Annotated in this window: 25 protein-coding genes and 1 tRNA gene; 8 read left to right on the top strand and 18 right to left on the bottom strand. The window is 56.7% G+C overall.

Features of this window, described 5'->3' with window-relative positions:
- Positions 1-3: 3 nt before the first annotated feature.
- The 10 genes from ACE3TJ_RS01015 to ACE3TJ_RS01060 form a co-directional block, all read right to left on the bottom strand.
- Positions 4-768 (bottom strand): MBL fold metallo-hydrolase, encoded by a 765-nt coding sequence (locus ACE3TJ_RS01015; protein WP_374592986.1) that lies wholly within the window; start codon positions 766-768, stop codon positions 4-6.
- Positions 765-1,538 carry a TatD family hydrolase gene (locus ACE3TJ_RS01020; RefSeq protein ID WP_374592988.1) on the bottom strand — a complete coding sequence of 258 codons (774 nt, stop codon included), beginning with the start codon at positions 1,536-1,538 and terminating at the stop codon, positions 765-767. Before ACE3TJ_RS01020 ends, ACE3TJ_RS01015 begins: the two co-directional genes overlap by 4 nt.
- Complete coding sequence (gene metG, locus ACE3TJ_RS01025) at positions 1,528-3,087, bottom strand: methionine--tRNA ligase (protein WP_374592990.1); 1,560 nt, start codon at positions 3,085-3,087, stop codon at positions 1,528-1,530. Before metG ends, ACE3TJ_RS01020 begins: the two co-directional genes overlap by 11 nt.
- Positions 3,088-3,105: 18 nt before the next feature.
- Complete coding sequence (locus ACE3TJ_RS01030; RefSeq protein WP_374592992.1) at positions 3,106-4,032, bottom strand: DNA polymerase III subunit delta'; 927 nt, start codon at positions 4,030-4,032, stop codon at positions 3,106-3,108.
- A complete protein-coding gene (gene tmk / locus ACE3TJ_RS01035) occupies positions 4,029-4,640 on the bottom strand; it encodes a dTMP kinase (protein WP_374592994.1) in 612 nt (203 codons plus the stop codon). The genes ACE3TJ_RS01030 and tmk overlap by 4 nt, the downstream gene beginning before the upstream one ends.
- Positions 4,641-4,646: 6 nt before the next feature.
- Positions 4,647-5,801, bottom strand: coding sequence for a D-alanyl-D-alanine carboxypeptidase family protein (locus ACE3TJ_RS01040; protein ID WP_374592996.1), 1,155 nt, complete (start codon positions 5,799-5,801; stop codon positions 4,647-4,649).
- A 105-nt stretch (positions 5,802-5,906) separates the two neighbouring features.
- On the bottom strand, positions 5,907-6,473 hold the full coding sequence (locus ACE3TJ_RS01045; protein ID WP_374592998.1) for a VOC family protein: 567 nt from the start codon (positions 6,471-6,473) through the stop codon (positions 5,907-5,909).
- Positions 6,474-6,580: 107 nt separating this feature from the next.
- A complete protein-coding gene (locus ACE3TJ_RS01050) occupies positions 6,581-7,399 on the bottom strand; it encodes a M55 family metallopeptidase (RefSeq protein ID WP_374593000.1) in 819 nt (272 codons plus the stop codon).
- Between the two features lie 31 nt (positions 7,400-7,430).
- Entirely contained in the window at positions 7,431-8,198 is a 768-nt protein-coding gene (locus tag ACE3TJ_RS01055) for a septal ring lytic transglycosylase RlpA family protein (RefSeq protein ID WP_374593002.1), read from the bottom strand.
- Between the two features lie 74 nt (positions 8,199-8,272).
- On the bottom strand, positions 8,273-9,349 hold the full coding sequence (locus ACE3TJ_RS01060; RefSeq protein WP_374599255.1) for a lytic transglycosylase domain-containing protein: 1,077 nt from the start codon (positions 9,347-9,349) through the stop codon (positions 8,273-8,275).
- Positions 9,350-9,424: 75 nt separating this feature from the next.
- Here ACE3TJ_RS01060 and ACE3TJ_RS01065 point away from each other — a divergent pair.
- The 5 genes from ACE3TJ_RS01065 (at position 9,425) to ACE3TJ_RS01085 (ending at position 12,930) form a co-directional block, all read left to right on the top strand.
- Positions 9,425-9,514, top strand: a tRNA-Ser gene (locus ACE3TJ_RS01065).
- A gap of 220 nt (positions 9,515-9,734) precedes the next feature.
- Positions 9,735-11,186: a hypothetical protein gene (locus tag ACE3TJ_RS01070; protein ID WP_374593004.1), complete on the top strand. Its 1,452-nt coding sequence runs from the start codon at positions 9,735-9,737 to the stop codon at positions 11,184-11,186.
- Between the two features lie 8 nt (positions 11,187-11,194).
- Complete coding sequence (locus ACE3TJ_RS01075) at positions 11,195-11,512, top strand: hypothetical protein (protein WP_374593006.1); 318 nt, start codon at positions 11,195-11,197, stop codon at positions 11,510-11,512.
- Between the two features lie 28 nt (positions 11,513-11,540).
- A complete protein-coding gene (locus tag ACE3TJ_RS01080; RefSeq protein WP_374593008.1) occupies positions 11,541-12,212 on the top strand; it encodes a hypothetical protein in 672 nt (223 codons plus the stop codon).
- Between the two features lie 139 nt (positions 12,213-12,351).
- Positions 12,352-12,930, top strand: a complete 579-nt coding sequence (locus ACE3TJ_RS01085; RefSeq protein WP_374593010.1) for a recombinase family protein — start codon at positions 12,352-12,354, stop codon at positions 12,928-12,930.
- 11 nt (positions 12,931-12,941) lie between these two features.
- Here ACE3TJ_RS01085 and ACE3TJ_RS01090 read toward each other — a convergent pair whose 3' ends face one another.
- Both ACE3TJ_RS01090 and ACE3TJ_RS01095 read right to left on the bottom strand, forming a co-directional pair.
- Positions 12,942-13,814, bottom strand: coding sequence for a PDZ domain-containing protein (locus ACE3TJ_RS01090; protein WP_374593012.1), 873 nt, complete (start codon positions 13,812-13,814; stop codon positions 12,942-12,944).
- Between the two features lie 33 nt (positions 13,815-13,847).
- Complete coding sequence (locus ACE3TJ_RS01095; protein ID WP_374593014.1) at positions 13,848-14,327, bottom strand: hypothetical protein; 480 nt, start codon at positions 14,325-14,327, stop codon at positions 13,848-13,850.
- Between the two features lie 83 nt (positions 14,328-14,410).
- On the opposite strand from ACE3TJ_RS01095, the gene ACE3TJ_RS01100 reads away from it, so the two are divergent.
- Both ACE3TJ_RS01100 and ACE3TJ_RS01105 read left to right on the top strand, forming a co-directional pair.
- Positions 14,411-14,659, top strand: coding sequence for a helix-turn-helix domain-containing protein (locus tag ACE3TJ_RS01100; RefSeq protein ID WP_374593016.1), 249 nt, complete (start codon positions 14,411-14,413; stop codon positions 14,657-14,659).
- A gap of 151 nt (positions 14,660-14,810) precedes the next feature.
- On the top strand, positions 14,811-15,560 hold the full coding sequence (locus ACE3TJ_RS01105; RefSeq protein WP_374593019.1) for a PEP-CTERM sorting domain-containing protein: 750 nt from the start codon (positions 14,811-14,813) through the stop codon (positions 15,558-15,560).
- Between the two features lie 72 nt (positions 15,561-15,632).
- Here the strand turns inward: ACE3TJ_RS01105 and ACE3TJ_RS01110 are convergent, their stop codons facing one another.
- The 3 genes from ACE3TJ_RS01110 to ACE3TJ_RS01120 all read right to left on the bottom strand — a co-directional run bounded on the left by ACE3TJ_RS01110 (position 15,633) and on the right by ACE3TJ_RS01120 (position 19,164).
- Positions 15,633-16,946, bottom strand: a complete 1,314-nt coding sequence (locus ACE3TJ_RS01110) for a hypothetical protein (protein WP_374593021.1) — start codon at positions 16,944-16,946, stop codon at positions 15,633-15,635.
- Between the two features lie 717 nt (positions 16,947-17,663).
- A complete protein-coding gene (locus ACE3TJ_RS01115) occupies positions 17,664-17,870 on the bottom strand; it encodes a helix-turn-helix transcriptional regulator (protein WP_374593023.1) in 207 nt (68 codons plus the stop codon).
- A 91-nt stretch (positions 17,871-17,961) separates the two neighbouring features.
- The gene (locus tag ACE3TJ_RS01120; RefSeq protein ID WP_374593025.1) at positions 17,962-19,164 is read right to left on the bottom strand and encodes a tyrosine-type recombinase/integrase; all 1,203 of its coding nucleotides are present in this window, start codon (positions 19,162-19,164) and stop codon (positions 17,962-17,964) included.
- A 375-nt stretch (positions 19,165-19,539) separates the two neighbouring features.
- On the opposite strand from ACE3TJ_RS01120, the gene ACE3TJ_RS01125 reads away from it, so the two are divergent.
- Entirely contained in the window at positions 19,540-20,139 is a 600-nt protein-coding gene (locus ACE3TJ_RS01125) for a PEP-CTERM sorting domain-containing protein (RefSeq protein ID WP_374593027.1), read from the top strand.
- Between the two features lie 79 nt (positions 20,140-20,218).
- Here the strand turns inward: ACE3TJ_RS01125 and ACE3TJ_RS01130 are convergent, their stop codons facing one another.
- Genes ACE3TJ_RS01130 through ACE3TJ_RS01140 form a run of 3 tightly spaced genes read right to left on the bottom strand, consistent with a single transcriptional unit; the run spans position 20,219 to position 22,807 of the window.
- Positions 20,219-20,821 (bottom strand): NAD(P)-dependent oxidoreductase, encoded by a 603-nt coding sequence (locus ACE3TJ_RS01130; RefSeq protein ID WP_374593029.1) that lies wholly within the window; start codon positions 20,819-20,821, stop codon positions 20,219-20,221.
- A gap of 28 nt (positions 20,822-20,849) precedes the next feature.
- Positions 20,850-22,010, bottom strand: a complete 1,161-nt coding sequence (locus ACE3TJ_RS01135; RefSeq protein WP_374593031.1) for an acyl-CoA dehydrogenase family protein — start codon at positions 22,008-22,010, stop codon at positions 20,850-20,852.
- Positions 22,007-22,807 carry an enoyl-CoA hydratase-related protein gene (locus ACE3TJ_RS01140; RefSeq protein ID WP_374593033.1) on the bottom strand — a complete coding sequence of 267 codons (801 nt, stop codon included), beginning with the start codon at positions 22,805-22,807 and terminating at the stop codon, positions 22,007-22,009. Before ACE3TJ_RS01140 ends, ACE3TJ_RS01135 begins: the two co-directional genes overlap by 4 nt.
- Positions 22,808-22,823 lie beyond the last annotated feature (16 nt).

The following is a 22,823-nucleotide window of genomic DNA, read 5'->3' on the forward strand; positions in this document are numbered from 1 at the left end:
CGGCTAAAGCTCCACCGTCAGCATATCGTATCCGGGTTCAACACCGGGCGGCAAAGCCTTGGCAAGGCTCGCATAATCCATCGTGTTGTCCATATGCGTGAGGATCGCGCGGCGTGGGCGCAGGCGGGAGATCCACGACAATGTGCGGTCGAGATGGCTGTGCGTGGGGTGCGGCTTGCGGCGGAGCGCATCGACGATCCAGAGATCGACGCCCTTGATGGCATTGTCGGCGGAGAGCGTGAGGTCGCTGATGTCGGTCGAATAGGCCATCGAGTGGCCGGCGTGATCGACGCGGAAGCCCGTGGAACGGATCGGACCGTGCACCTGCTCGAACGGCGTCACCGTCATTGGGCCGATGGTGAACTTCGCGGCAAGTTCGTGCGCCACGCAGCTCGGCGGGTAGCCGAGGCCGCCGGCGAATATGTAGTCGAAGCGCGACTTGAGGACGCGCAACGTATCCGCCGTCGCATAGCAATCGACGGGCTTGCGCATCATGTGAAAAACCTGCCGCAAGTCATCGATTCCATGGGCATGATCGGCGTGATCGTGCGTGTAGAGTACGGCATCAATGCGCGCGACGTTGGCGCTCAGAAGCTGCTCACGAAGGTCGGGGCTCGTGTCCATGATGATCACGTGGCCCTCGGCCTCGACCATCACGGAGACGCGGCGGCGGCGGTTCTTCGGCTCGCGAGGGTCACAGGTGCCCCAGTCGTTGCCGATACGCGGCACGCCGCTCGACGTGCCGCAGCCAAGGACGGTGACTTTCACGCTGCAGCTTTCGAAAACAGGCGGTAGAAGTTCGCGCTCGTCGTGCGGTCCAGGTCTTCGTAGCGGACGCCGCGCTTCTCGGCGAGGAAAGCGGCGGTGTGCGTGACAAACGCCGGCTCGCAGGTCTTGCCGCGCTTCGGTACGGGTGCGAGGAACGGGGCATCGGTTTCCACGAGCAGCCGGTCTTCGGGAATTTCTGCTGCAAATTCAGCAAGATCGGCGGCATTCTTGAACGTCACGATGCCGGAGATCGAAATGTAGAAGCCGAGGTCGAGCATCTTGCGGCCGAAGGCTGCGCTGGCGGTGAAGCAGTGGATGACAGCGCTGTAAGCCCCCTTCCCCAGCTCACTCTCCATAATTTCCAGCGTGTCCGCTTCCGCGTCGCGCGTGTGGACGATCACCGGCAGGCCTGTTTCGCGCGCGGCGGCGATGTGGCGGCGGAAGCTCTCGCGCTGACGGTCGCGGTCGCTCTTGTCGTAATAATAGTCGAGGCCGGTCTCGCCGATGCCGACGACGCGCGGGTGGTGCGTTGCCGCGACGAGGCGAGTCTTCTCGATATCCTCGTTGTCCGCCTCGTGCGGGTGAACGCCGACGCTTGCCCAGATATCGCTCGTGCCTTCGGCGATACGGATGACGTCATTCCACTCGCTGCTGCGCGTGGAGATAGCGAGCATCGCCGAGACACCGGCTTCCCGGGCACGCGCAATGACCCCGGCCTGATCCTCGACGAGGCCGGGGTAGTTCAGGTGGCAGTGGCTATCAACCGGCATCGGGTTCCGCATCGACATAACGCGGGAAAACACCCTGGGGCGCCTCAAGGCGGAAACCGGACGCGGCGAGACGCGCATACCAGTCGCCACCGAAGCTCGCGAAATCCCTATCGGCTTCGGGGATGCCCATCTGGTCGAGCAATTTCGCTGCAGACGCCGGAATCACCGGCGAGATCGCGACGGCGAGATCGTGGATCGCGCCGAACAGCGTGCCGAGCACGACCTTCATGCGCTCAAGATCCGTCTTCTTGAGCTTCCACGGTTCCTGCGCGTCGATATAGGCGTTGCAGGCGAACACGGCGTGCAGCCAGGTTTCGACACCGCGCGACAGGTCGAACGCCTCGAACGCGGTGGCAAGCCCCTTGCAGCCCGTATCGACGGCAGCGAGCAATGCGCTATCCGCCTCGTTCTGATCGAGCGACGCGGGAAGAACTCCATCCAGATTCTTGAAAATCTGAGACAAAGTGCGCTGCGCGAGATTGCCGAAGCTGTTCGCGAGGTCGGCATTCGTGCGCGTGACGATCGCCTCGTGGCTGTAGCTGCCGTCCTGCCCGAACGGCACGTCGCGGATCAGGAAGTAGCGAAGCTGATCGACGCCGTACTCTTCCGCCATCGCCAGCGGCTCGACGACGTTGCCGAGCGACTTCGACATCTTCTCGCCCTTGTTGAGCACGAAGCCATGGCCGAACACCATGCGCGGCAGTTCGATGCCGGCGGACATGAGGAAAGCGGGCCAGTAGACGGAGTGGAAACGCACGACGTCCTTGCCGATCACGTGGACGTCGGCAGGCCACCATTTCGTATAGGATGCATCGGGATAGCCAGCACCGGTGAGGTAATTGCTGAGCGCATCGAGCCACACGTACATGACGTGGCCGGGCGCATCCGGCACCGGGATGCCCCAATCGAAACTGGTGCGTGAGACCGAAAGATCGCTGAGGCCGCCGCGCACGAACTGCAGCATCTCGTTGCGGCGCGTGGCGGGCTGGATGAAATCCGGGTTCTGTTCGTAGAGGTCGAGCAGGGGCTGTTGGTACTTCGAGAGACGGAAGAAATAGCTTTCCTCAACCGTCCACTCGACGGGCGTGCCCGTGGGTGACAGTTTTTCGCCGCCCTCGCCCGGCACCAGTTCGCTCTCGTCGTAATAGGCCTCGTCGCGAACCGAGTACCAGCCTTCGTAGCGACCGAGATAAATATCGCCGTTCGCTTCCATGCGGCGCCAGAGCTCCTGCACGCACGCATAATGCGCGGGCTCCGTGGTGCGGATGAAGCGATCATGGCTGATATTGAGATGCGCGCACATCTCCTTGAAATGCTGGACCATTCCATCAACGAACGTCCGCGGATCGGTATCATTGTTGCGCGCGGCCTGCGCGATCTTCAGCCCATGCTCGTCGGTGCCGGTCATGAAGAACACGTCGTCACCGGCGAGCCGGTGATAACGCGCGATAACGTCCGTCGCGATGTCCTCGTAGGCGTGGCCCATGTGCGGGCGGCCGTTCGGGTACGAGATGGCGGTCGTGATGTAGAATTTCCGCTTGGCACTCATGCGGGGGCGCTTGCTTTGCTACCGGGGGTTATCGAGTTCGCCCACGTATCCCGCCAGTTCGAACGCGACAACTTGCGGATCGTAGGCAAGCGGCACGGCCTCGGCGGCGAGGGCGTGGGCCTTCTCCCACAGCTGGAGCGCGCGTGCAAGCGATGCGCCCGTGCGCCCGCGCGCCGCGCCGGCGATGAAGGCGGGAACCAGCTCCACGAACGCCTCGAAGCGCGCCTGCGCGGTCTTTCCGGCGAGCGATTTCGCCAGCGCCATCGCATCGCCCTCCCCTTTGGCGAGCCCGACAAGCGCCTCGGTCAGCTTGCCGACATCGAGCCCGGCGAAGCGCAGCGCGCGGCCCGGCGAGCCTTCAGCAAGCGGCACCAGCGCTTCGACCTCCGCCGCGCTGCTGTCTGCAAGTTCGCGCGTCAGCACCGCGCGCACATCGGTGTCGGCGAGCGGCTGGAAGCGGAGCGTGCGGCAGCGCGAGCGGATCGTCGGCAACAACCGCACCGGGCTGTGGCTGACAAGAAGGAACAATGTCTTTTCCGGCGGCTCCTCAAGATTCTTGAGGAAGGCATTGGCAGCACTGCGATTCATCTCGTCAGCAGCGTCGACAACAACGACCCGCCAGCCGCCAAGGCCGGGCTTGGACTGGAACAGCGACTGCAGATCGCGGATCTGCTCTACGACGATCTCGGCACGAAGTGCGCCGCGATCGTTGAGGCCACGCTGGAGAATGCGAAGATCGGGATGACTACCCGCTTCGATCAGCGCGAGCGCGGGGTGCGGCGGCCCCTTGCCATCGGTGAGGACGAAGCGGGCGAGCGCCTGCGCCACGCTCGCCTTGCCGATGCCGGGCGGGCCGGTGAGCAGCCACGCGTGATGAACCTTGCCCTGATCCCACGCGGCGCGGAACATCTCCTGCTGCGCCTGATGCCCGACGATGCCGCTCACAGGCCGAAGCGCTCCGCGACAACCGTCCAGACGCGATCGGTGACGTCATCGACGGGCGCATCGCTCGGGATTACGGCCACATCGGGAAAGTTCAGAAACCGCTCGCGCACGGCCTTGTGGAAAGCGGGTGGTTCTCCTTCGAAACGCGCCTCGCCCCCTGCCCGCCCGGCGGCGCGGGCAAGGCCGAGTGCGGGGTCGACATCGAGCACGACGGTGAGATCGGGCCAGAGGTCGCCGGTGGCGAACGCATGGAGGCGCCCCAGTTCGGCTTCATCGAGACCGCGCGCCGCGCCCTGGTAAGCGAGCGTTGAATGGACATAGCGGTCGCAGAGCACCCACTTGCCCTCCGCAATCGAGGGACGGATGAGCCGCGCGACATGATCGGCGCGGGCGGCATTCACCAGCAGCGCCTCGACGCGCCCGTCCCAGCGCCCCGGCTCGCCCTCGACGAGCAGGCTGCGAATATCCTCCGCGCCGGGCGTGCCGCCGGGCTCGCGTGTGGTGATGACAGTGACATCCTGCGCGGAGAGACGCGCAGCGAGGCGGCGGAGCTGGGTGCTCTTGCCGCTCCCCTCCCCGCCTTCGAAGCTGATGAAGCGTCCGCCCACGCGGCCTCAGCCGCCGAACACGTGCCTGAACGCCGCCATCATGCGCCCGAACGGCCCCGCCTTCTCCACGGCTTCAGCGGCAACGAGAGGCACGCGCTGTTCGGCAAGGCCGGGGACATTGAGCACGAGTTCGGCGATTTTCTGGCCCTTGGCGATCGGCGCGGAAATCGGCCCGTCGTAGACGATCTTCGCGCCTACACCGGAAACAATGGCCTTGGGCACTGAAACCTTCGTGCCCGGCGCGGCGGTGATCCCGACATCGGGTGCGTCGCCGAGGAACACGGGCGCGCGCAGCGCCACTTTGCCATTCGCAAGGATCGGCTTCGCGTCCCACGCGCCGAAGCCCCATTCCATCAGGCGGATCGATTCCTTGACGCGCTCGTCCCAGGAGGTGAGCCCCGAGACGACCATGACGAGGCGGCGCCCGTCCTGCTCGGCCGAGCCGGTGAAGCCGTAGCCCGCCGCTTCGGTGTGGCCGGTCTTGAGGCCGTCCGCACCGCGCACCTTGCCGAGGATGGGGTTGCGGTTCGGCTGCGTGATCGGCGCGCCGCCCATCGTCTGGCCCCAGGTGAAGCTGTCGACCGCGTAGAACTGCTTGTAGAGTTCCGGGTAGTCCTTGATCGTCCGCTCGGCGATGATCGCGAGGTCGTGCGGCGTCACCACCTGTCGATCATCTGGCCAGCCGTTCGAATTGGTGAAGTGCGAGCCCTTGAGGCCGAGCTTCTTCGCTTCGGCATTCATCAGATCGGCGAAGGCTTCCTCGGTGCCCGAAATCCCCTCGGCGAGCACGACGCAGGCGTCATTGCCCGAAAGCGTGACGATCCCGTGCAGCAGGTCCTCGACAGAGACCTCCTGATCGACCGAAAGGAACATCGTGGAGCCCGCCTTGGGTCCGTGCCACTTTTCCCACGTTTCCGCGCGCACACGGAATTTCTGATCAAGCTTCAGCTTGCCCTGCTTCACGAGATCGAAGGCGACGTGCGTCGTCATCATCTTCGCCATCGAGGCCGGCGGCATCTGCTGATCGGCGGCCTGTGAAAAGAGTACGGCGCCGGTGCTCATGTCCTTCAGGTACGCGAAGGGCGCGAGGCTCTGGTAGTTGGCGGCGGCGGGGACGGCGAAAGCCAGCATAAGGGCCGAGATCGGCGCGGCAAGACGCATCGCTTGAATTCACTCCTTCTGATCAGCTTTTGCGGAAACCGTCGGGCCCGCACGAGTCTTGACGCAGCTATAGCCCGCGTCCGAAGGCTTCGCCAGCGCCACGCATCAGGCAGTCAGGCCATGAGCTTCCGGAATGGGGCTTGGTGCACCAGGGGGAAGGCCGAGCAGCGTCGCTTCGTCCGCGCCCGCCCGGTATGCGGCGAGCAGTGCATCCGGATCTATGGGCACTCCGACCGGATTAGCCGCGAAAACCGGCCCGCCGAGGAAGTCCCGCGCCGCATCGGGGCTGAGCGCATCGACCTGCAGCTCTACGCGGTTTTCGTCCGGATCCTGATAATAGAGCGAAAGCGTGATGCCGTGATGGATCGGCCAATAAGGGCGGATGCCCGCCGCTTTCAGCCGGGCGTATGTTTCAAGCAGGTCGCCGACACCGGCATAGGTGAACGCGACGTGATTGACGCCGATATCGCCGCGCCCACCGTCGCCGCCGGGCTTCAGCACGTTGAGATCGGCGATGGCAAAGCGGTGATTTTCCTCATCGAAGGTGAGGAAGGCGAGCGCCGGATTCCGGTGGAGGACTTCCGCCTCGAAGACATGCACGTACCAGTCGATCATCTCCTGATAGCGGCGGGTCTGGTAGACGATGTGCGAAAGCCGTGCGGGACTGGTCATTGCGGGTTCCCCGGGATCGAAATGGACGCGTACGCAGCACCAGGGCGGCATCGTGCACGGCTCTGCAATCGCCTGCAACGGGGTTGTGGGTGCGCGGGTCTCGGGGCCTACGACAGCTTGAAGAACAGCAGGAACGCGAGCGCCCGGTTCAGCGCCGCCATGTCGTCTGCGCGAAAGCTGATGGTGTTGGCGCCGAGGCGGCGGAACATCGGCAGAAAGGCGAGCACCTCGACAGCGAGGCGGTCGACGAGTGTGAGCTCCACATCGATCGGGCCGTGCTGCGTCACAAGCCTTGCCGTCTGCCGCGCGGCGACCGCACGCGCGGCGGCGGCTTCAAGCGCGGTACACACCGTTTCAGGGGATGGCGACATGGCCGAGAACGTGCCGCAGGCGCGCTTGGTCGTGACCTGCTCGACAGGGCCGAGTGCCGGGCCGTTCTTTTCGATGAAAACGTCGTCGCCCGAGATCATCAGCAGCGGCACGCCGAACTGGCCTGCAGTCGCGGCGCTGATGAAAGCCTCGTCGGCCTCGCGGCCATTCAGCTTCACGCTGCGGATGCCGCGGCTCGACATGGTGTGCGCCATCGCGCCCGCGCTGTCCGCCGCGCCGGCGTGGTAGCCGATCAGCATCGCGCCTGCATAATCGCCGACCTCGATCCCCTGCATCATCAACAGCGGACGCGGCCACGAGCGAACGAGCCATGTGCCGGGCGGCATCCTGTCCGCAAGGATCGACAGGCCGTTGCCGTGGGAATCGCAGACGACGCATTCGGTGACGCCCGCCGCCTGCGCGCCGCGCACGACGGCGAGCACCTCGTTCGTCATCAGCTCGCGCGCGGCGGCATATTCGAAGCCTTCCGGCCCCGCCTGCTCGCGCGACACGACCCCCGCAACGCCTTCGATGTCGGCGGAAATGAAGAGCCGCATATGTTGATCCTGCCCCTGATTGCCCTGAAATTCAGGCCGTCGGCTTCAATCCGACGACACGCGCTTCCGCATAGCCTGCCGCCTGAAGCTGTGCCAGCACCGCCGCAGCGCTCGCCTCGTCAGCGAATGGCCCGACGCGGACGCGGTAGAAGCCCGTGCCGGTGGAGCTGATGTTGCTGACGCCGAAGCGGGTGAGTTCCGCCGCCAGGCTGGAAGCGCGGCCCCGATCCGAAAGCGCCGCGACCTGCACGAAGATGTCACCTACGGGCACAGTTGCGACCGCGACCGGAGCTGGCGGGGGTGGCGGAGCCACCGCAACAACCGCGGGCGGCTGCCCCTTCGGATAGATGCGCTTCACGAGCACGCGCGCCGTGCCCGCCTGCTCGACGCCGAGAAGCTGCGCGGAGCGGCGCGACAGATCGATGATGCGGTCCTTCGCGAACGGGCCGCGATCGTTGACGCGCACCACGAGCTTGCGGCCGTTTTCGAGATTGGTGACCTCCACATAGCTCGGCATCGGCAGCGTGCGGTGCGCGGCGGTGACGTCGTTCTCGTTGAACTGCTCGCCGTTCGCCGTCGATTTGCCGTGGAACGTGGGGCCGTACCAAGAGGCGGTACCGGTTTCCTGATAGTGCGGATCGTCGGACGGGTAATACCACTTGCCCGCGATCTGATAGGGATTGCCGACCTTGTAGGTGCCCGCGCTCTTCGGCGCCTGCACGCTACCGGCGCACGCGGCGAGCAGCGGCAGCAGCAGGAACGGCACAACGCCGGACCGGAAAGACCGAAGACCGCTCATGAAACTCTTCCCCCCGCCGAACATGTGGTGCGGGAACTGGAATCACTGAACAGCGGCACAGTCAAGCCGTGCCGTCAGCTTCCGCTGCGCAGCTGGTCCGCGAGCAGGCCCACGGAGAGCGCATAGAAGTTCGAGCAGTTGTAGGCGAGCAGCGAACGGAAATTTCCGTAGGCGAGGTACGCGCCCCTGCCGGGACCGTCGGGCTCGACGAGCGTTGCGAGCGTATCGTCCGCTGGCCAGGTGCGGCCATCGAGCGGCTGCAAGCCGAGCTCGCGCCACTCCTTCACCGGAATCCAGCGGCTGTGCTTCGCAAGCACGCGCGTGCAGCTTTTGGGCTCGATCGTGTTGACGACACGGACGCGATCCAGCGCCCCGGGCACGGACACGCGCATCGCCCAGTCGCCGCCCGTCACCCAGCCGTTGTTCTTGAGGTAGTTGGCGATAGAGGCGGCGGTGTCCGCGCGGCTCTGCCAGATGTCCGCCCTGCCGTCGCCGTCGAAGTCGACCGCGTTCGTGAGATAGGAGGATGGCAGGAACTGCGGGTTGCCGGTGGCGCCCGCCCACGAACCGACGAGCTGGCTGCGCGGCACGCCGCTGTCGATCATGCGCAGCGCCGCGATCAGCTCGCGCGTGAACAGCGCCTCGCGACGGCCATCGAATGCAAGGCTGGCGAGCGAGCGGACGAGATCGAAATTGCCCGTGTAGCCACCGTAGCTCGTTTCCATGCCCCAGATGCCGAGCATGATCTCAGGCGGCACGCCGTAGCGGGCTTCCACCGCGCGGAGCGTCGGGCTCAGCTCGGTTGCGAGGCGCTTGCCGGGGTTAATGCGCGCGGGCACGAGCCGTGCGGCGAGATAATCGCTGAACAGCGGCACGCTCTGCGGGCGGCTGTCGTCGGGCTGGGCGCGGTCCAGCGCCACGACGCGCGGGCTGTAGGTAAGGCGGTCAAGCGCGCTCGAAAGCGTCGCGGTGCTGATCCCCTCTCCTGCCGCGCGGGCCCGGAAATCGGCGAGCCACGCCTGGAAACGCATCTGCGTAGAAGGCTCGGGCGGCGCTTCAGCGGTTGAAGTTTCGGCCACTGGCGTCTGCGCGGAAGACGCGGCCGGAGCAAGCAGGGCCACGGCGATTGCCGCAAAGCGCAGGATCAAGATTTCTCTCCTTCAGCCGGGCAGCCCAGCCTACATGCTTGAAACCGCAATCCCAATAGGCGATGAGACGCCCGCAGCGGACAGGTGGCCGAGTGGTTTAAGGCAGCGGTCTTGAAAACCGCCGTGCGGGTAACCGTACCGTGGGTTCGAATCCCACCCTGTCCGCCAAATAACTTTTTTAAACAATTGATTCATATATGTTTTTCTTTTGAAAATATAAAAAAACAACATTTTAACCAACATTCCTCGTGAGGATGTAGGCGCCTTTAAACACCATCGTAGGAACATCCCTCAAAATGGCATGAGAAGGCCAATAACAATGGCGCTAGATTTCTCATGAACCCGTAATTATATAGCTTAAATGGGGGTTTCGCGTTGGAACAGGCATTTGCGGGCGTTTCTCGGCGAAGACAGCTTGCGCATTGACGAGATAAACGACCTGTCGCTCTCCACGTTTCTTAGCGTTCAACTGAAAAATATTAGGCGCTCTCCATCCTTTCGCTCAGGCCCTAACGGCCCCGCCAAAGCAAGGCGCGCATCTCGAAACGCTAGAACGAAATTCCTGAATAAACTTTTTTTAAGCAAGAAAAGAAAGAGAAGAGTTCTAAATAATATACCAGCTCTTCTATATAAATTGAAAGACCATAAGGTTCGAGATTGTTTGTATCCTAATTTTCAAACGGATTGGATACCTATACAAAGGCGATTTAAGAAGAAAATATCAAAAGAAATTTTCCTAACAGATTTTTCTTTTGCTAGAAACCCTCACGGGACACTTACGAAACTTTCGGAGTTAGCAGAGGCTTGCTGCTCCAGTCTAGATTTAAGACTACATTTTCTTGACAAAAAATGTGATGACGTAGCTCCATATATGGCGCTGGCCCATTTAACGCGCGGGCTCCCCCCAATAATAGCTGGCGGCAAAATTACCCATGAAATTGGAGCCGTTGTAACAGCTGTCAACATGTGCCAAGAATTAGGCATATATTCAATAGAAAAATATCAAGACAGCGAAGAGTATTCAATTTCGGCATTTAAAATGGCTCACAGAGCTCCTCCAGGAACTTTTGGAGATAAAGATCATCTTTTAAGGCCGCAGTACAAAGAAATTGTAGCTGATAGATTTTGCGATACGCTTAACGGGTGGATTAAATCGCACGGACTAGAATTAACGGTGAGAGCCGAAAGTTCTTTTTGTCGAGCTATAGGGGAAGCGCTTGATAATGCAGAACGTCATGGAGACATTACTAAGCAGGGGTCAGAGGGTGATTGGTCAATTTCTGCATTTTGCAGACTTCTTAAAAATAATGAAGGAAGTCCGCTTTTAAGATGTTCTGTAGGAATTGTAAGCGTTGGAGCTACAATTTCGCAAAGTTTGTCGACGGCTGCCCCAGAGGTGCGCAAACAAATCGATGAGTACGTCCAAAAACACACACCTATATTTGGGGGGCGCTATTCCTCTGAAAGCCTTCGCACCGTTATGGCACTGCAGGATGGTATCACCCGCATTGAATCTGCGACCCAAGGTCGCAGGGGGGGCGTGGGCTTTATGGAACTTATCGAGGTTTTCTCAGCTTTAGGAGACAACGGGCGCCCTGAGGACACATCTGTGTTCACAATCGTTTCAGGCAACACATGTATAAGGATTTGCGATCCATATAAGCGTGGGATGCCCAAAGATGGAGGCCTACGGGAGCTCTGGTTCAATGCGAACAACGATCGTGGGCAGGCACCTAGTCAGGAACATGTTATAAGCCTAAAGGACGCGTTCCCTGGGGTGATTCTATCAGCGTGCTTTACAATTGATCCAGAATATCTTCGGAAAAAACTTGAAAAATGAGTATGTTAATGTCGAATCGCATTGACATGTCTGAGCTAACAGGAGGTTTGGTCCTCAATTTAGCTGGTCACGATCGCGGATTAGCAGCTCGTGAGCTTTTTAAAGTTGCTGAGCTTGATCGAGCCGGTCACCCCGTCGAAGTCACGTTCCCTGAAAATTTCCGTCAGGTTAGCTCCTCCTTTTTCCAAGGTATGTTTTCAGAAAGCGTTCGCTTCTTGGGATCGGTCGAAAACTTTTTTGCGCATTATCTTTTTAATGCCCCAGCGCATGTGCGCGCCAAACTCGTGGATTACGCAGAGCAAACCTTAAAAAGGCAAGATTACTGATATAACCAGCTATCAGGGGGCAGTTGAAATGGTAGTTACCCCGTCGGGGGACAGCGGTGATCCTAATCAATCTCAGGCTTCCTTGTCCAAAGCCAGAGATGTTGCCACAGAGCGACTTGAAGCCAGTTACCGCCCTGATGATGCCAACATCAAAAGCAGCATTGACCCCGCCCCCCCAAACTGGGCTGTTATTGTTGCGCTCGCTATATCCATAATCTCTCTTATTAAATCCTTTCTGACAGATAGGAAATCGACCAACTCAAAGCGAGGAGTTGCATTTGAGGCGAATTACGGTACGCCAATACGACATGCGCTTCGGAATCTTGAAAAATCCATTAGCGGACTTCGCCAATTCTCGTTTCCAAACCCCAAAGACATTCCTTCCCTCAAACGAGAACTTGAAGTTATGCGGACAGAATGGGAATCTGCCGCTCAAGAAGTTTCTTTTCTCTTGGAAGAAGTGGACAGCAACAAATGCCTAGTAAATGGGCCGTGGCTTAAAGTGTTTGAAGTCGAATCAAGAAACGCAGAGATAGTAATTCAGAGCGTTTCCGATATCGCAGTGGATACACCTACGGCACTTCAACAGAAGACCAGGCTTGCATTTGATAGTTATAGGAATGGCATAAAAAAAATTAGAAGCCTACTTGATGAGCAATGCGCATCTTATGACCAACTAAGAAAGAATAGGAGGAAATGATTTCCTCACACAATTTGTGCCTGTCTCTAATTCGTCCGTTTTCGTTACAGGCCCGTAGAGTATATCGAAAAATATATTGACTCGATTTCGATACATAACCATATTTCGATCCACGTTTTAGATACAAAGGATTCGAAGTATGACACGCACCTTCGCTTATTGCCGGGTTTCAACCATTGATCAGACAACCTCCAATCAGGTGCGTGAGATTGAAGCTGCGGGTTTCAAAGTCGATTCCAAACGCATTATTGAAGAGACGATATCCGGCTCTGTTGCTGCAATGGAACGCAAGGGCTTCGCCAAGCTGGTAGATCGCCTTGAAGCTGGTGACGTGCTGATTGTCACTAAGCTGGATCGCCTTGGGCGTAATGCAATGGACGTTAGGGCAACGGTCGAGAAGCTCGCTGAGGAAGGCGTTAGGGTTCACTGTCTTGCTCTTGGGGGCGTAGACCTAACCAGTGCAGCGGGCAAAATGACGATGGCGGTTATCAGCGCTGTTGCTGAGTTTGAGCGTGACCTTCTGATAGAGCGTACACAATCAGGACTTGCACGTGCAAAGGCATCGGGGAAAGCTCTGGGAAGGCCTTCAGCGCTTTCCCCAGACCAACAGGCAATCGTTCGTCAGAGGCGTGCTGAAGGCGCTTCCTTGGGCGTACTGGCAAAGGAGTACGGGGTTTCCAGAGCGGCGATTCAGAGGGTTGAAAAGCGCATAAGTTAGGCCGCTATTTCCTATTCGTGTGTATTGCCCTGCGTGGACGCCTGTTCGGTCGAGGCAGGTTGTTCCACGCCGTTTGTTGTCAGACGTGTTGAAAGCATGGGAAGTTTGCCACCTATGTCCGTTATTGGAGGCCTTCGCGTAGCTGTAAACGTCAGATCGACGGGCTGCCCCTGCCTTAGCACTGTGACTCGCACTGGCTCGCCGATATTAATGCCTTGTAGGCGTTTCTGGAATTCGCCGTAAGTTTTAAAGGTCTTCTTGTTTATAGAGAAAATGGTATCTCCAATCTGGGCTCCAGCCTTATGGAGAGGACCATCATAAACAAGATCAAGCAGAACAATTGCGCCGATTTTTTTGCCATTATGGTTTATGATCTCCCCACGGCCGCCGCCGCTTCCAATAAAGGCATGATTAGGGAAAGTTGTTCCGGGAACATAATCGCCACCTGAAGCTTCCATGAAATTCATAAGATCATTGTAAAGGTTATCACTTGTTAAAGGCTCTCTCCTTAATTGACCGAATGCCATTTGGGTTTCCACCCAAGAGGCAGCCTGAACTCTCGTGTCGCTGTTAATCTGAGCTATGGAAAACCTTATGTACTGTATCGGCGTCGTGCTATAGCTGTTGCCAATTAGCGCCTGAGTTAAGGCGCTTTTGAGGATGTTCATCGGAACCTGACATAGAACTTCATTTGTGGAAGTCGATGCAACAGTCAGACCTCTGTTCATGCACATGTTTGCTAGCTTTCCGCTGGCTTCGGTTGCGGCGGTGTTTTTGAATATCATATCCGGTAGCCCACTTGGAGTAACAGCACGCATCTCCGGACCTGCGTAAGCAGGGATCGAAAAAATCAATGAAAGAAGAAGTGGAATCAACCGATTCATGGTCATGCCCCCAAAACAGACAGATATTATGATTTATTTCTGATCTGGTTTCCATCCGGATATATCGCATTCCTCAATAGGGCCGCGATCGACATAATTTCCTCTGTCTCTGTCCATAAACTCCTCCGCTCTTCTCACTTCCCTAGCGACAGCACATTTCGTCGAAGCAAGAGCGTAACGTGTTGAAGAAGGGATATGATCGGGAAGTTGACAACCATTTGTTTTCATTATCTCAAAAATCATACGAGACTGGTTTATAGCATTGCTATTTTCTGTTTCCCTCATCGTGGTGCGTATTGCACTGTCGTCGAATCTGCCCTTTGCATCGTTTAAAGCCAACTTCTTGCTGGTTTCCTCATAATCGCTTCTCAATTTAGCACAGGCTTCCGGTTCCTGTGGGGTTGCGTCAGTTTTAGATTGCGCATTAGCGGTGCTCGCCAAAGTTGATGTTCCAAGGCTGAGGCAGAGGACAAATGAAACTGATGTAAGACGGCACCGTTTAAACGACTGCATGATTCCCCCCTTAAAAGTACGCATAACGCAACTAGCGCTACACGTTTTTTGTGTAAACACCCGGATCACTGACATGGCCTGTTATGCAGGCACGGGTTCCTCAACACGGCAAAGGTTTTCATGACGCTCGTTATCGGGCGCTTATCGAGAAGCTGATCGAGGCGAGAAAGATTCAGGCCTTAAGCCAGGATTCCTTGGCTTCCATTCTTAATCGCCATCAGCAGTTCGTTTCCCGGTATGAGATTGGGGAGCGCAGGCTGGATATCGTTGAGTTTGTGGACGTTGCCAAAGCCCTTGGGCTTGATGCATCGGACCTGATTAAAGGCACCTAAGGCGTCTCCTTGCCAACGTCGGCAATTTTTACAATTTTCAATTGGAAAACTGGCGTGCGCAAGAAGAAAGCTCGCTCCACGGCGTGGTTTGTTGCGTGGCATGAAGATTGCTTGTTACGCGTCACAAACATAGCTTCTCTAGGAGTACGAAGTGTCTGTAAAACAAATCGTTTTTGGATTGTCCTTAGCTTGCATCGCTGCGCAACCAGCCTTTTCTGCAATCGTTACATACGAATGGACGGGTGGCGGAACGGTTGACTCCTCGTATGTCTATAAAAAGTTCAACTACAAAACAAATAATTATGACGAATACTTAGAAACAATTAATGTAATAGGTTCAGGTGTATTCTCTATAGACACAGCATTTGTCCCCGATAATAATCTGTCTCCGCCAGATTATTACTATACTGGTAAAAATTGGCAGGCTGCTGATTTTGGCGTAGAAGAAATTACTTACCAAGGTGAGCACCAAACGAATGGCTCATCTGGCTCGTCAATTATATTTGGACCGGTAGGGGCAACTGTATTTTTCTCAACCGATGTATATAATTTTGAAGATGTTGATGTTGATTTCCGCCAAAACGCATTCGATTTTCTTGTAACAAAAGGGGTGTTTGTTGTAGATGGCGTGGTACTTCCATATAGCTTTGATTTAACCGATGCTATATTCTCATATTACTATCTAAAGCCGACGTCCGTTTTTGACGATATTGAAGGATTATACTCACTATCTTCTACAGAAGAATGGGTGGCAAATCTACGTTTGACCAGTCTCAAAGTATTTGTGGATGGCATAGAATACACTGGCCCCACCATCGACACTCCTGAACCTGCCGCCCTTACCCTTTTGGGCCTCGGCATTGTTGGTCTGGGAGTGATGCGCCGCCGCAGAGGAGCTTGAGGCGGTTTAAAGATCCCGGTTAAGGCGTTTGGCCCGGTTCAGCATCCCCCCGCTGGATCGGGCCTTCTGGTTTCAAACACCTTTAACGCTCAGTTCCGGCCGGACTCCGACACTTTTCAGGAAAGCCTCTGACAGGACGTCCTTTGCCAGTTCCATCTTGGAGACCGGCACGATCAATGAGTCATGGACGGGAAGTGCGGGAATGCCATGCTCAAAGGCCAGCTTATAAAGGGCATTGATGATCGCTTCGCTTTCGAGAAACTGAAAATCAGCCCAGTTCCAAGGGCTCTTCTCGATATCCGTTAAAATGGGAAGTTGTTTCAGGATTGCCTGTTTGGCCTCTCTAAAGGGGAAGTCCTTCTGCAAATCCTTGCCTAAACCTCTTTCTGCATAAGCCTCCTTATGCTCTTTGGACCATCTGGTAGGGATTTTCCCTTTGCCAAGCGTGGCTGTGACAAACTGTTTTACGATGATCCTTGGAAATCCTGGGATGGAATAAGGGTCAACAGAGAGATCAAACGGCTTTTTATGGAGGGCATGTAAGATCGTAAGGTGACTGGCCTTGATATCAATCTCGACCACCTTCTCCCCATTGATCATCATTTTCGCCCGTTCCGAGCCTTTCTCCTGCTGATAGCCGCCATGCAGGGCGTAAAGCCTGCCGCCTTTGTTCCATTTGAAGTTGAGATCGTCGCCTTGGCTGAAAATCCGTTGAAAACCGGAAAGCCAATGTGAACGCTGGATATCCTGCTTGGCAAAAAATGAATTTATTTCATTAACTTGCTTGATTTTAGAGACTGCTAATCGTTGGTGAGGATCGAAAACCACCAATCCTCCCTTCACTTTCATCTTTTTCCAGCTTTTCGGTTTTCGTTCCCATACCGCACTGGCCTTCAGAACAACGGGATCAGAAACCTTCTCAGGTCTTGGCCTTCCTTCAAAATGGTCATTCCAGTTATAAGGATGGATTCCAAACTCCATCGCAAATTCAATGAATTCTTTTTTAGCCCGGAAGCTGAAAGCCTTCGCTTTTGAAGGATCACTGCCGGGAGATGGACAATAACCATCCTCCCAATCAATGAGGCACAAAGCCTTCAACCCATTGATTGCATGAGTGAATGACCTGTAACTTACTGCCAATCCAGTGAAATCCCCGCTTCCACACCTACGGTAAAGGCGGTACTCAGGGTGCTTGTCATAAGCTTCCAGCAAAGCACCTGCTATCGATCCAAGCGCTTCCTTAAGCTTATTTTTATTGGGTTTTTCCTTTGTAGAGGGAAATGACTCTATCAATTTCTCAATGAAATCAAAAGCTTCTGAACTTGATGCCTTAAGGGAAAAGCAAAGGCAAGTTGAATTATTTTTGGTTTTAAAAATAGAACTCATAAAATACAAAAAATCCTTATAAATAAAAAATAGTGTTATATATACTATTAGTGTAACGTTTCCTCCCCGATGCGAGGAATGTTGCCATTATCAGCGGACAATAAAGGTCGCGCAAGCAACCTTTATTTGATTTCCAATTTGAATTTGTTTGATTAGGTTATATTTTAGGATTCAATTTTGGGTTGTCTTGAATATGACGCCCTAATCCTAGTCGATGCCGAAAGCTCAATCTAACGCCTTGGCGCGACGTTCTCAAAAGGAATAAAACTGTGAAAACAGAATTGCGAGTTTCAAATTCCGTATAATCAAAATTACAAACCAGAAAATAGCGATATCAAACCCTGAAAAATCGCATTAATTTTAAACTGTAATTAAAAATATCATATAAATTCAGTAACTTATATAAACTTATCTTAAGAAAATGATTCTTTTTATTAATGTTAATGTGTGAATTGATTGAATTAAATTTCACAAAATTTCACTCAATGCCATCAAGTATTTGCGTTTTCTTCTAAGACTTCGGCCTTGTTCTTTTAGCAATTTTATAGATATGCCCCTAGAATGCGTTTTAAGGCCCGTACAGAACGTAAGCGATATTTTGGCACCCTGATAGCCAAATGGGATGCAATCACGCCCTACGGGCTTTAAAATGGATTTTAGAGCATATTTATGGGATGGGACTTAATCAGATGTATGTGAGCCCTAGAATGGGCCTTCTCAATAGTAGTCATTGTGAGCCTGAGGACGTGTCTCAAGCCAGTTCATAATGTCAGCCTGTCGCCAACCGACAGCTCTTTTCCCGATACGGATGGGCTTAGGAAAGGTGTTTTCAGTCATCGCCTTGTAAATGGTGCTACGGCTCAAGCCAATCACCCGTTCGACCTCGGTACGCCGTAGTATCTTTGCTGTCATTTCTGCCTCCATCGGTTGATGGACACAGAGATATCTACCGACTGTTACCCGTCAAGGCTTTCCTTGAAATTTTCTTTTAATTTCATGAAAACAAATGTTCCAATCATGCGTTATCTAGGATTTGTTTATTTGAAATTAAATAATCCGCCCATTCCGTCATTAATTTCTGTCTCTTTTCAAAGAGATCGCTCCGGGCATAAGCGGCTTCAGTCTTGTTTTTGATCACATGGGCTAGCGCTTCCTCGGAAACGCGTGAGGGAAAATTTGTTTGCTCCTCTGCCCACACTTTGAACGATGTTCGGAAGCCATGAGGCACCGAATCGATTCGCAATTCCTTTAGAAGCTTCGAAAGCGTCATGTCTGAAAGGGGTTTCCCTTTCACGGTCCCCGGAAAAACCAAATCTGAGTCTTCACTTCTGAGGCTCTCTGCTTCTTTCAAAATCTCAATGCATCGTTCGGACAAGGGAACGCGATGAATACGCTTGGCCTTCATCCGTTCGGCAGGAATGACCCATTCTCGTTTATCAGTGGAAATCTCGCTCCAGCGAGCACCTCGTGTTTCCCCTGATCGGGTTGCCGTGAGGATCAGAAATTCCATTGCGAGCTTTGTAGACTGGGAGGCCTCGCTGCTCAGCACGGTCTCGATTGCCTTTGAGACCTCCGTATAAGATACGGATTTCATATGCTTTACAGTGCGGACCTGCTTCGCGAGCCCCCTGCTTGCCGCTGTTACAGGATTGTCCTGTCTCCAACCGTTGCTGATCGCCCATTCAAAGACAACATTGACCCTTTGACGCACTCTCCGAGCTGTTTCAGGGCGTATCTGCCAAATAGGGTCGAGCGCTTCCCTAACATCGGCACTGGTGACCAAATCCATTCTCTTCTTCCCGAAGAATGGAAAAATGTACTTTTCGAGCGTGCTTAGCCATTGTTTGGCGTGCTTTGGGTTACGCCAATTCAGTGCATCTCGTTCATGGATGCGACGACTGGCCTGTTCAAACGCAAGGATACCTTGTGAGCTGCGCTTTTCTGCAAGGGGATCACGTCCTTGACGGGCGTGCTTTCTGTTTTCCCAAGCAGCTTCACGAGCTTCTGCAAGGCTTACACGAGGGAATGGGCCCAAGCCAATGTCTCTTCTCTTTCCTTGGATGACAATACGCTGAACCCAGCGCTGCTTACCGTTGGTGTCAACCTTGAGATAGAGCCCTTCCCCGTCCCCATAGAAACCCGGTTCTTTGAGATTCTTGATCGTCGCTGCTGTTAGGGCTCTCCCTCTATGAGCACCTTTTGGCTTTTTCCCCGCCATACTCACCCCACATTCGAACCAACATTCTGTTGGAGAACGTATAGGAATAACCCAGCGGTCACCAGATTCAAAAATGTCGGAATTCTGCTGTTCCAATCTGCCCCAATTGAAGTTTCGGGAACATCAAGGAACATAGAGCGGCAGACACCCTGTCCGCCAATTCTTCCTTCGCGTTTGCGGCACTGCTCAGGGGGTACGGGAATCGACATGATTGCCGTAACGCGCGTCCCAACTGTCCTGAATTGGAACAGGTGATTGCGCAACGAGCTGTCGGAGAACGTGCTCTTTAAGCGATTATTTGCTTGGCACGGCCTTTGCTTCGTCACCTGCGCATACCGGGGCGACATATATCAAGCCCCGGATCAGGAGACGGAAATGAAGACGTACCTTTTGACCGCAGCAGCCCTCGGCACTGTCGCAGCGTTCAGCGCTCCAGCCCAAGCCGCGCTAATCGCTTGCCCCGCGAGCTTTGTGGCCGATGGAACTGCCAAGGTGTTCAATGGCAGCAACAGCGCCGTTTCCGGTTGCCAGTACGATACTTCCACATCGCAGAGCACTGTGGCGAACCTTGCCAACATCAATGCATCGGCATTTTTCGGCTATAGCGATTGGGCCAGCAACGGTCAGGGCCAGATCGATCCGGGCGCCGGGGGCGCAGGGTCGTTCAACCTCGCCGGTGTTGATTTCGTAGCTTACGACTACATCATCGTGTTCAAGAGCGGAGCTGGCACGCATCTGACCGCGTTCCAGTTCAACGAAGAGTTTGCCTCGGGCAACTGGACGACGCCGTTCACCGATCCGCCGTTTGACCTGCCGGGCAGGAGCACCTCGCACGGCGTGTCCCACTACTCGATCGTAAAGCGCTATAATCCGAAAGCTGAAGAGCCGCCGGTCGACGTGCCGGAGCCTGCTACGCTCGCCCTCCTTGGCCTTGGCGTGATAGGCGTCGGGGTCATGCGTCGCCGTCGTGGCTGAAGCGTAAGCGCTGCTACACAAAAAAGGGGCGTCCGGGAACGGGCGCCCTTTTTCATTTGGTGGGCCGCCAGCTCTTCCCTCAATACGCGATCGAGAAGCGGCGGCGGGTGTGCTGCGGGGTTTCGAGTTCGTCGACGAGCGCCTTGGCGAGGTCTTCGTAGGAGATGCGGCTTTCGCCGTTTGCGTCACGCATCAGATCGTCGCCGCCGAGGCGATAGGTGCCGGTTCGTTCGCCGGGGCCGAAGTTCGCGGCGGGTGAGAGGAAGGTCCAATCCGCGTCGCTGGCGCGGAGCGCTTCGAGGAAGGCGGCTCCGGCGTTCACTTCCGGTCGGAAGGCTTCGGGCAGTGCGGGGGAATCGAGCAGGCGCACGCCCGGCGCCACGAACAGCGTGCCTGCACCGCCGACGGCGAGCACACGGGATACGCCTGCAGTACGCATCGCGCTGAGAATGACGTTCGCGTCGGTGGACACGAAACGGGCCGAGACCATGAGCGCATCGTGGCCGCGGATGGCACCCGCAAGCGCATCGGCATCGTTCGCATCGGCGATGCGGAGTGGGATGCCGGGGTTTTCAGGCGGGGCCGTGCGGACGATCCCGGTAACATTATGCCCTCGCGACCGGAGTTCAGCGACGAGACGCCTGCCGACGTTTCCGGTGGCACCGAGAAGTGCGATCTTCATGCCCATTCCTCCACTGTCCGGCGGGGGGCTATCGTACCGCCATCGCCTGTTTGAAGATATTGCCACGCTGCACGGCGGACGAGCCGCCGATGATCGGCATCAGCAGCGCGTCACGCACATAACGCTCGGCGTCGAAATCCTTCACGTAGCCGTAAGCGCCAAGGATCGTCTGGCATTCGAGCGCGACAGCCTTCGACACCTCGGTCGCGAACAGTTTCGCCATCGAGGTTTCCGACGAGCAGGGCCGGCGGGCATTCGCGAGCCATGCCGCGTGATAGAGCGTGAGCCGCGCGGCGTGGATCTGCGTCTGCATGTCGGCGAGCTTGTGCTGGATCGACTGGAACTCGCCGATCCTGCGGCCGAATTGCTTGCGTTCCAGCGCATAGGCCCACGCGTCGTCGAGCGCGGCGCGGGCGATACCGATGCCGATGGCGGCGACCTCCAGCTTCTCGACGTCGAGGCCGGGGCCGACGAGCATCGGCCAGCCCTTGTTCCACGCTGCCTCGCCGCCAACGAGATTCTCGATCGGCACCTCGACATCGTCGAAGCTGACATCGGTGGTGGCGGCGCCCTTCATGCCCATCGATTCGATCTTGGTGATCGTCACGCCCTTTGCGGTGGGCGGGATCAGCACGAACGAGAGGTTGCGGTGGCGCTCGCTCTCCGGTCCGGTGCGGACGAGCGTATAGATATAGTCGGCGATGGCGGCGCCCGAGCAGAAACGCTTGGCGCCATTCACCCGGATCACGTCCCCATGCCGCTCGGCGCGCGTCTTGACGCTGGCAAGATCTGCGCCCGCGTCGGGCTCGGTGAGACCGTAGGCGAACAGCATGTCGCCGGTGACGATCTTCGGCAGAATCTCGCGCTTCTGCGCCTCGGTGCCGCACTCCTCGATGTTCATGCCTGCGTAGCAGGCGGCCATGATGTAGGGCACCGAAACGGCGAGGCTGCGCCGCGACAGTTCCTCGATCACCACCATCGTCGCGAAGATATCGCGGCCGACGCCGCCGTACTCTTCGGGGATGGTGAGGCCCATCACGCCGAGGTCGGCGAGCTTCTTGAAGACGTCGCGCGGGAAGTGGTTGCGCGCGTCCCAGTCCGCCGCGGCGCTGCGCGGCATTTCCTTCTCGATGAACCGGCCGAGCGCCTCGCGCAGCGACGCGACGATCTCGCCTTCGTCGAAATTCACTTCCGCTGCCCGAAAACCGGCGCACGCTTCTCGGCGAAGGCGCGCACCGCCTCGGCATGGTCCGGCGTGATGTTGGACAGCGCTTCGTAGGCGAGGCTCGCGTCCATGATCTTGGTGGCGAGATCGCGGAGGCCAATGTTGACCGACATCTTGGTCCAGCGGATCGCCTTGGTGGCGCCGTTCGCGAGGCGATCGGCGAAGGCTGCGACCTTCGCGTCGAGTTCGTCCGCCGGGACCGCGTGGTTGATGAGCCCCATGCTTGCTGCCTGCGCCGACGTCATCAGATCACCGGTGAGCAGATATTCCTTGGCGCGCGCATAGCCGATGAGCTGCGGCCAGATCACCGCGCCGCCGTCCCCCGCGACAAAGCCAATCGAGACGTGCGGATCGCCGATCTTGGCGTGTTCGGCGGCGAAGATGACGTCGCAGAACAAGGCGATCGTGGCACCGAGGCCGGTGGCGTGGCCGTTCAGCTTGGCGATGATCGGTTTTTCGCAATCGATGAGGCCGAAGACGATCTGCTTCGCCTCGCGTACGGTCTGCTCGAAGCGCACGGGCTCGTCGATCGCCTCCTGCATCCACGCAACGTCGCCGCCCGCAGAGAACGCCCTCCCCGCCCCCGTCAGCACGACGATGTCGCTGTCGGGGTCGTTCGAGATGTCGGTGAACACGCGCGCCAGCTCGGTGTGCAGTATCGCGTCGGTCGCGTTCAGCTTTTCGGGACGGTTGAGCGTGACTTCGAGCACGCGGCCGCGCCGGTTGAACAGGATCGCCTGATAATCGGAAAACAGTGTCATCGGAAATCTCCTGCAG

Source organism: Sphingosinicella sp. (genome assembly GCF_041916975.1).
Taxonomy (GTDB): Bacteria; Pseudomonadota; Alphaproteobacteria; order Sphingomonadales; family Sphingomonadaceae; genus Sphingosinicella.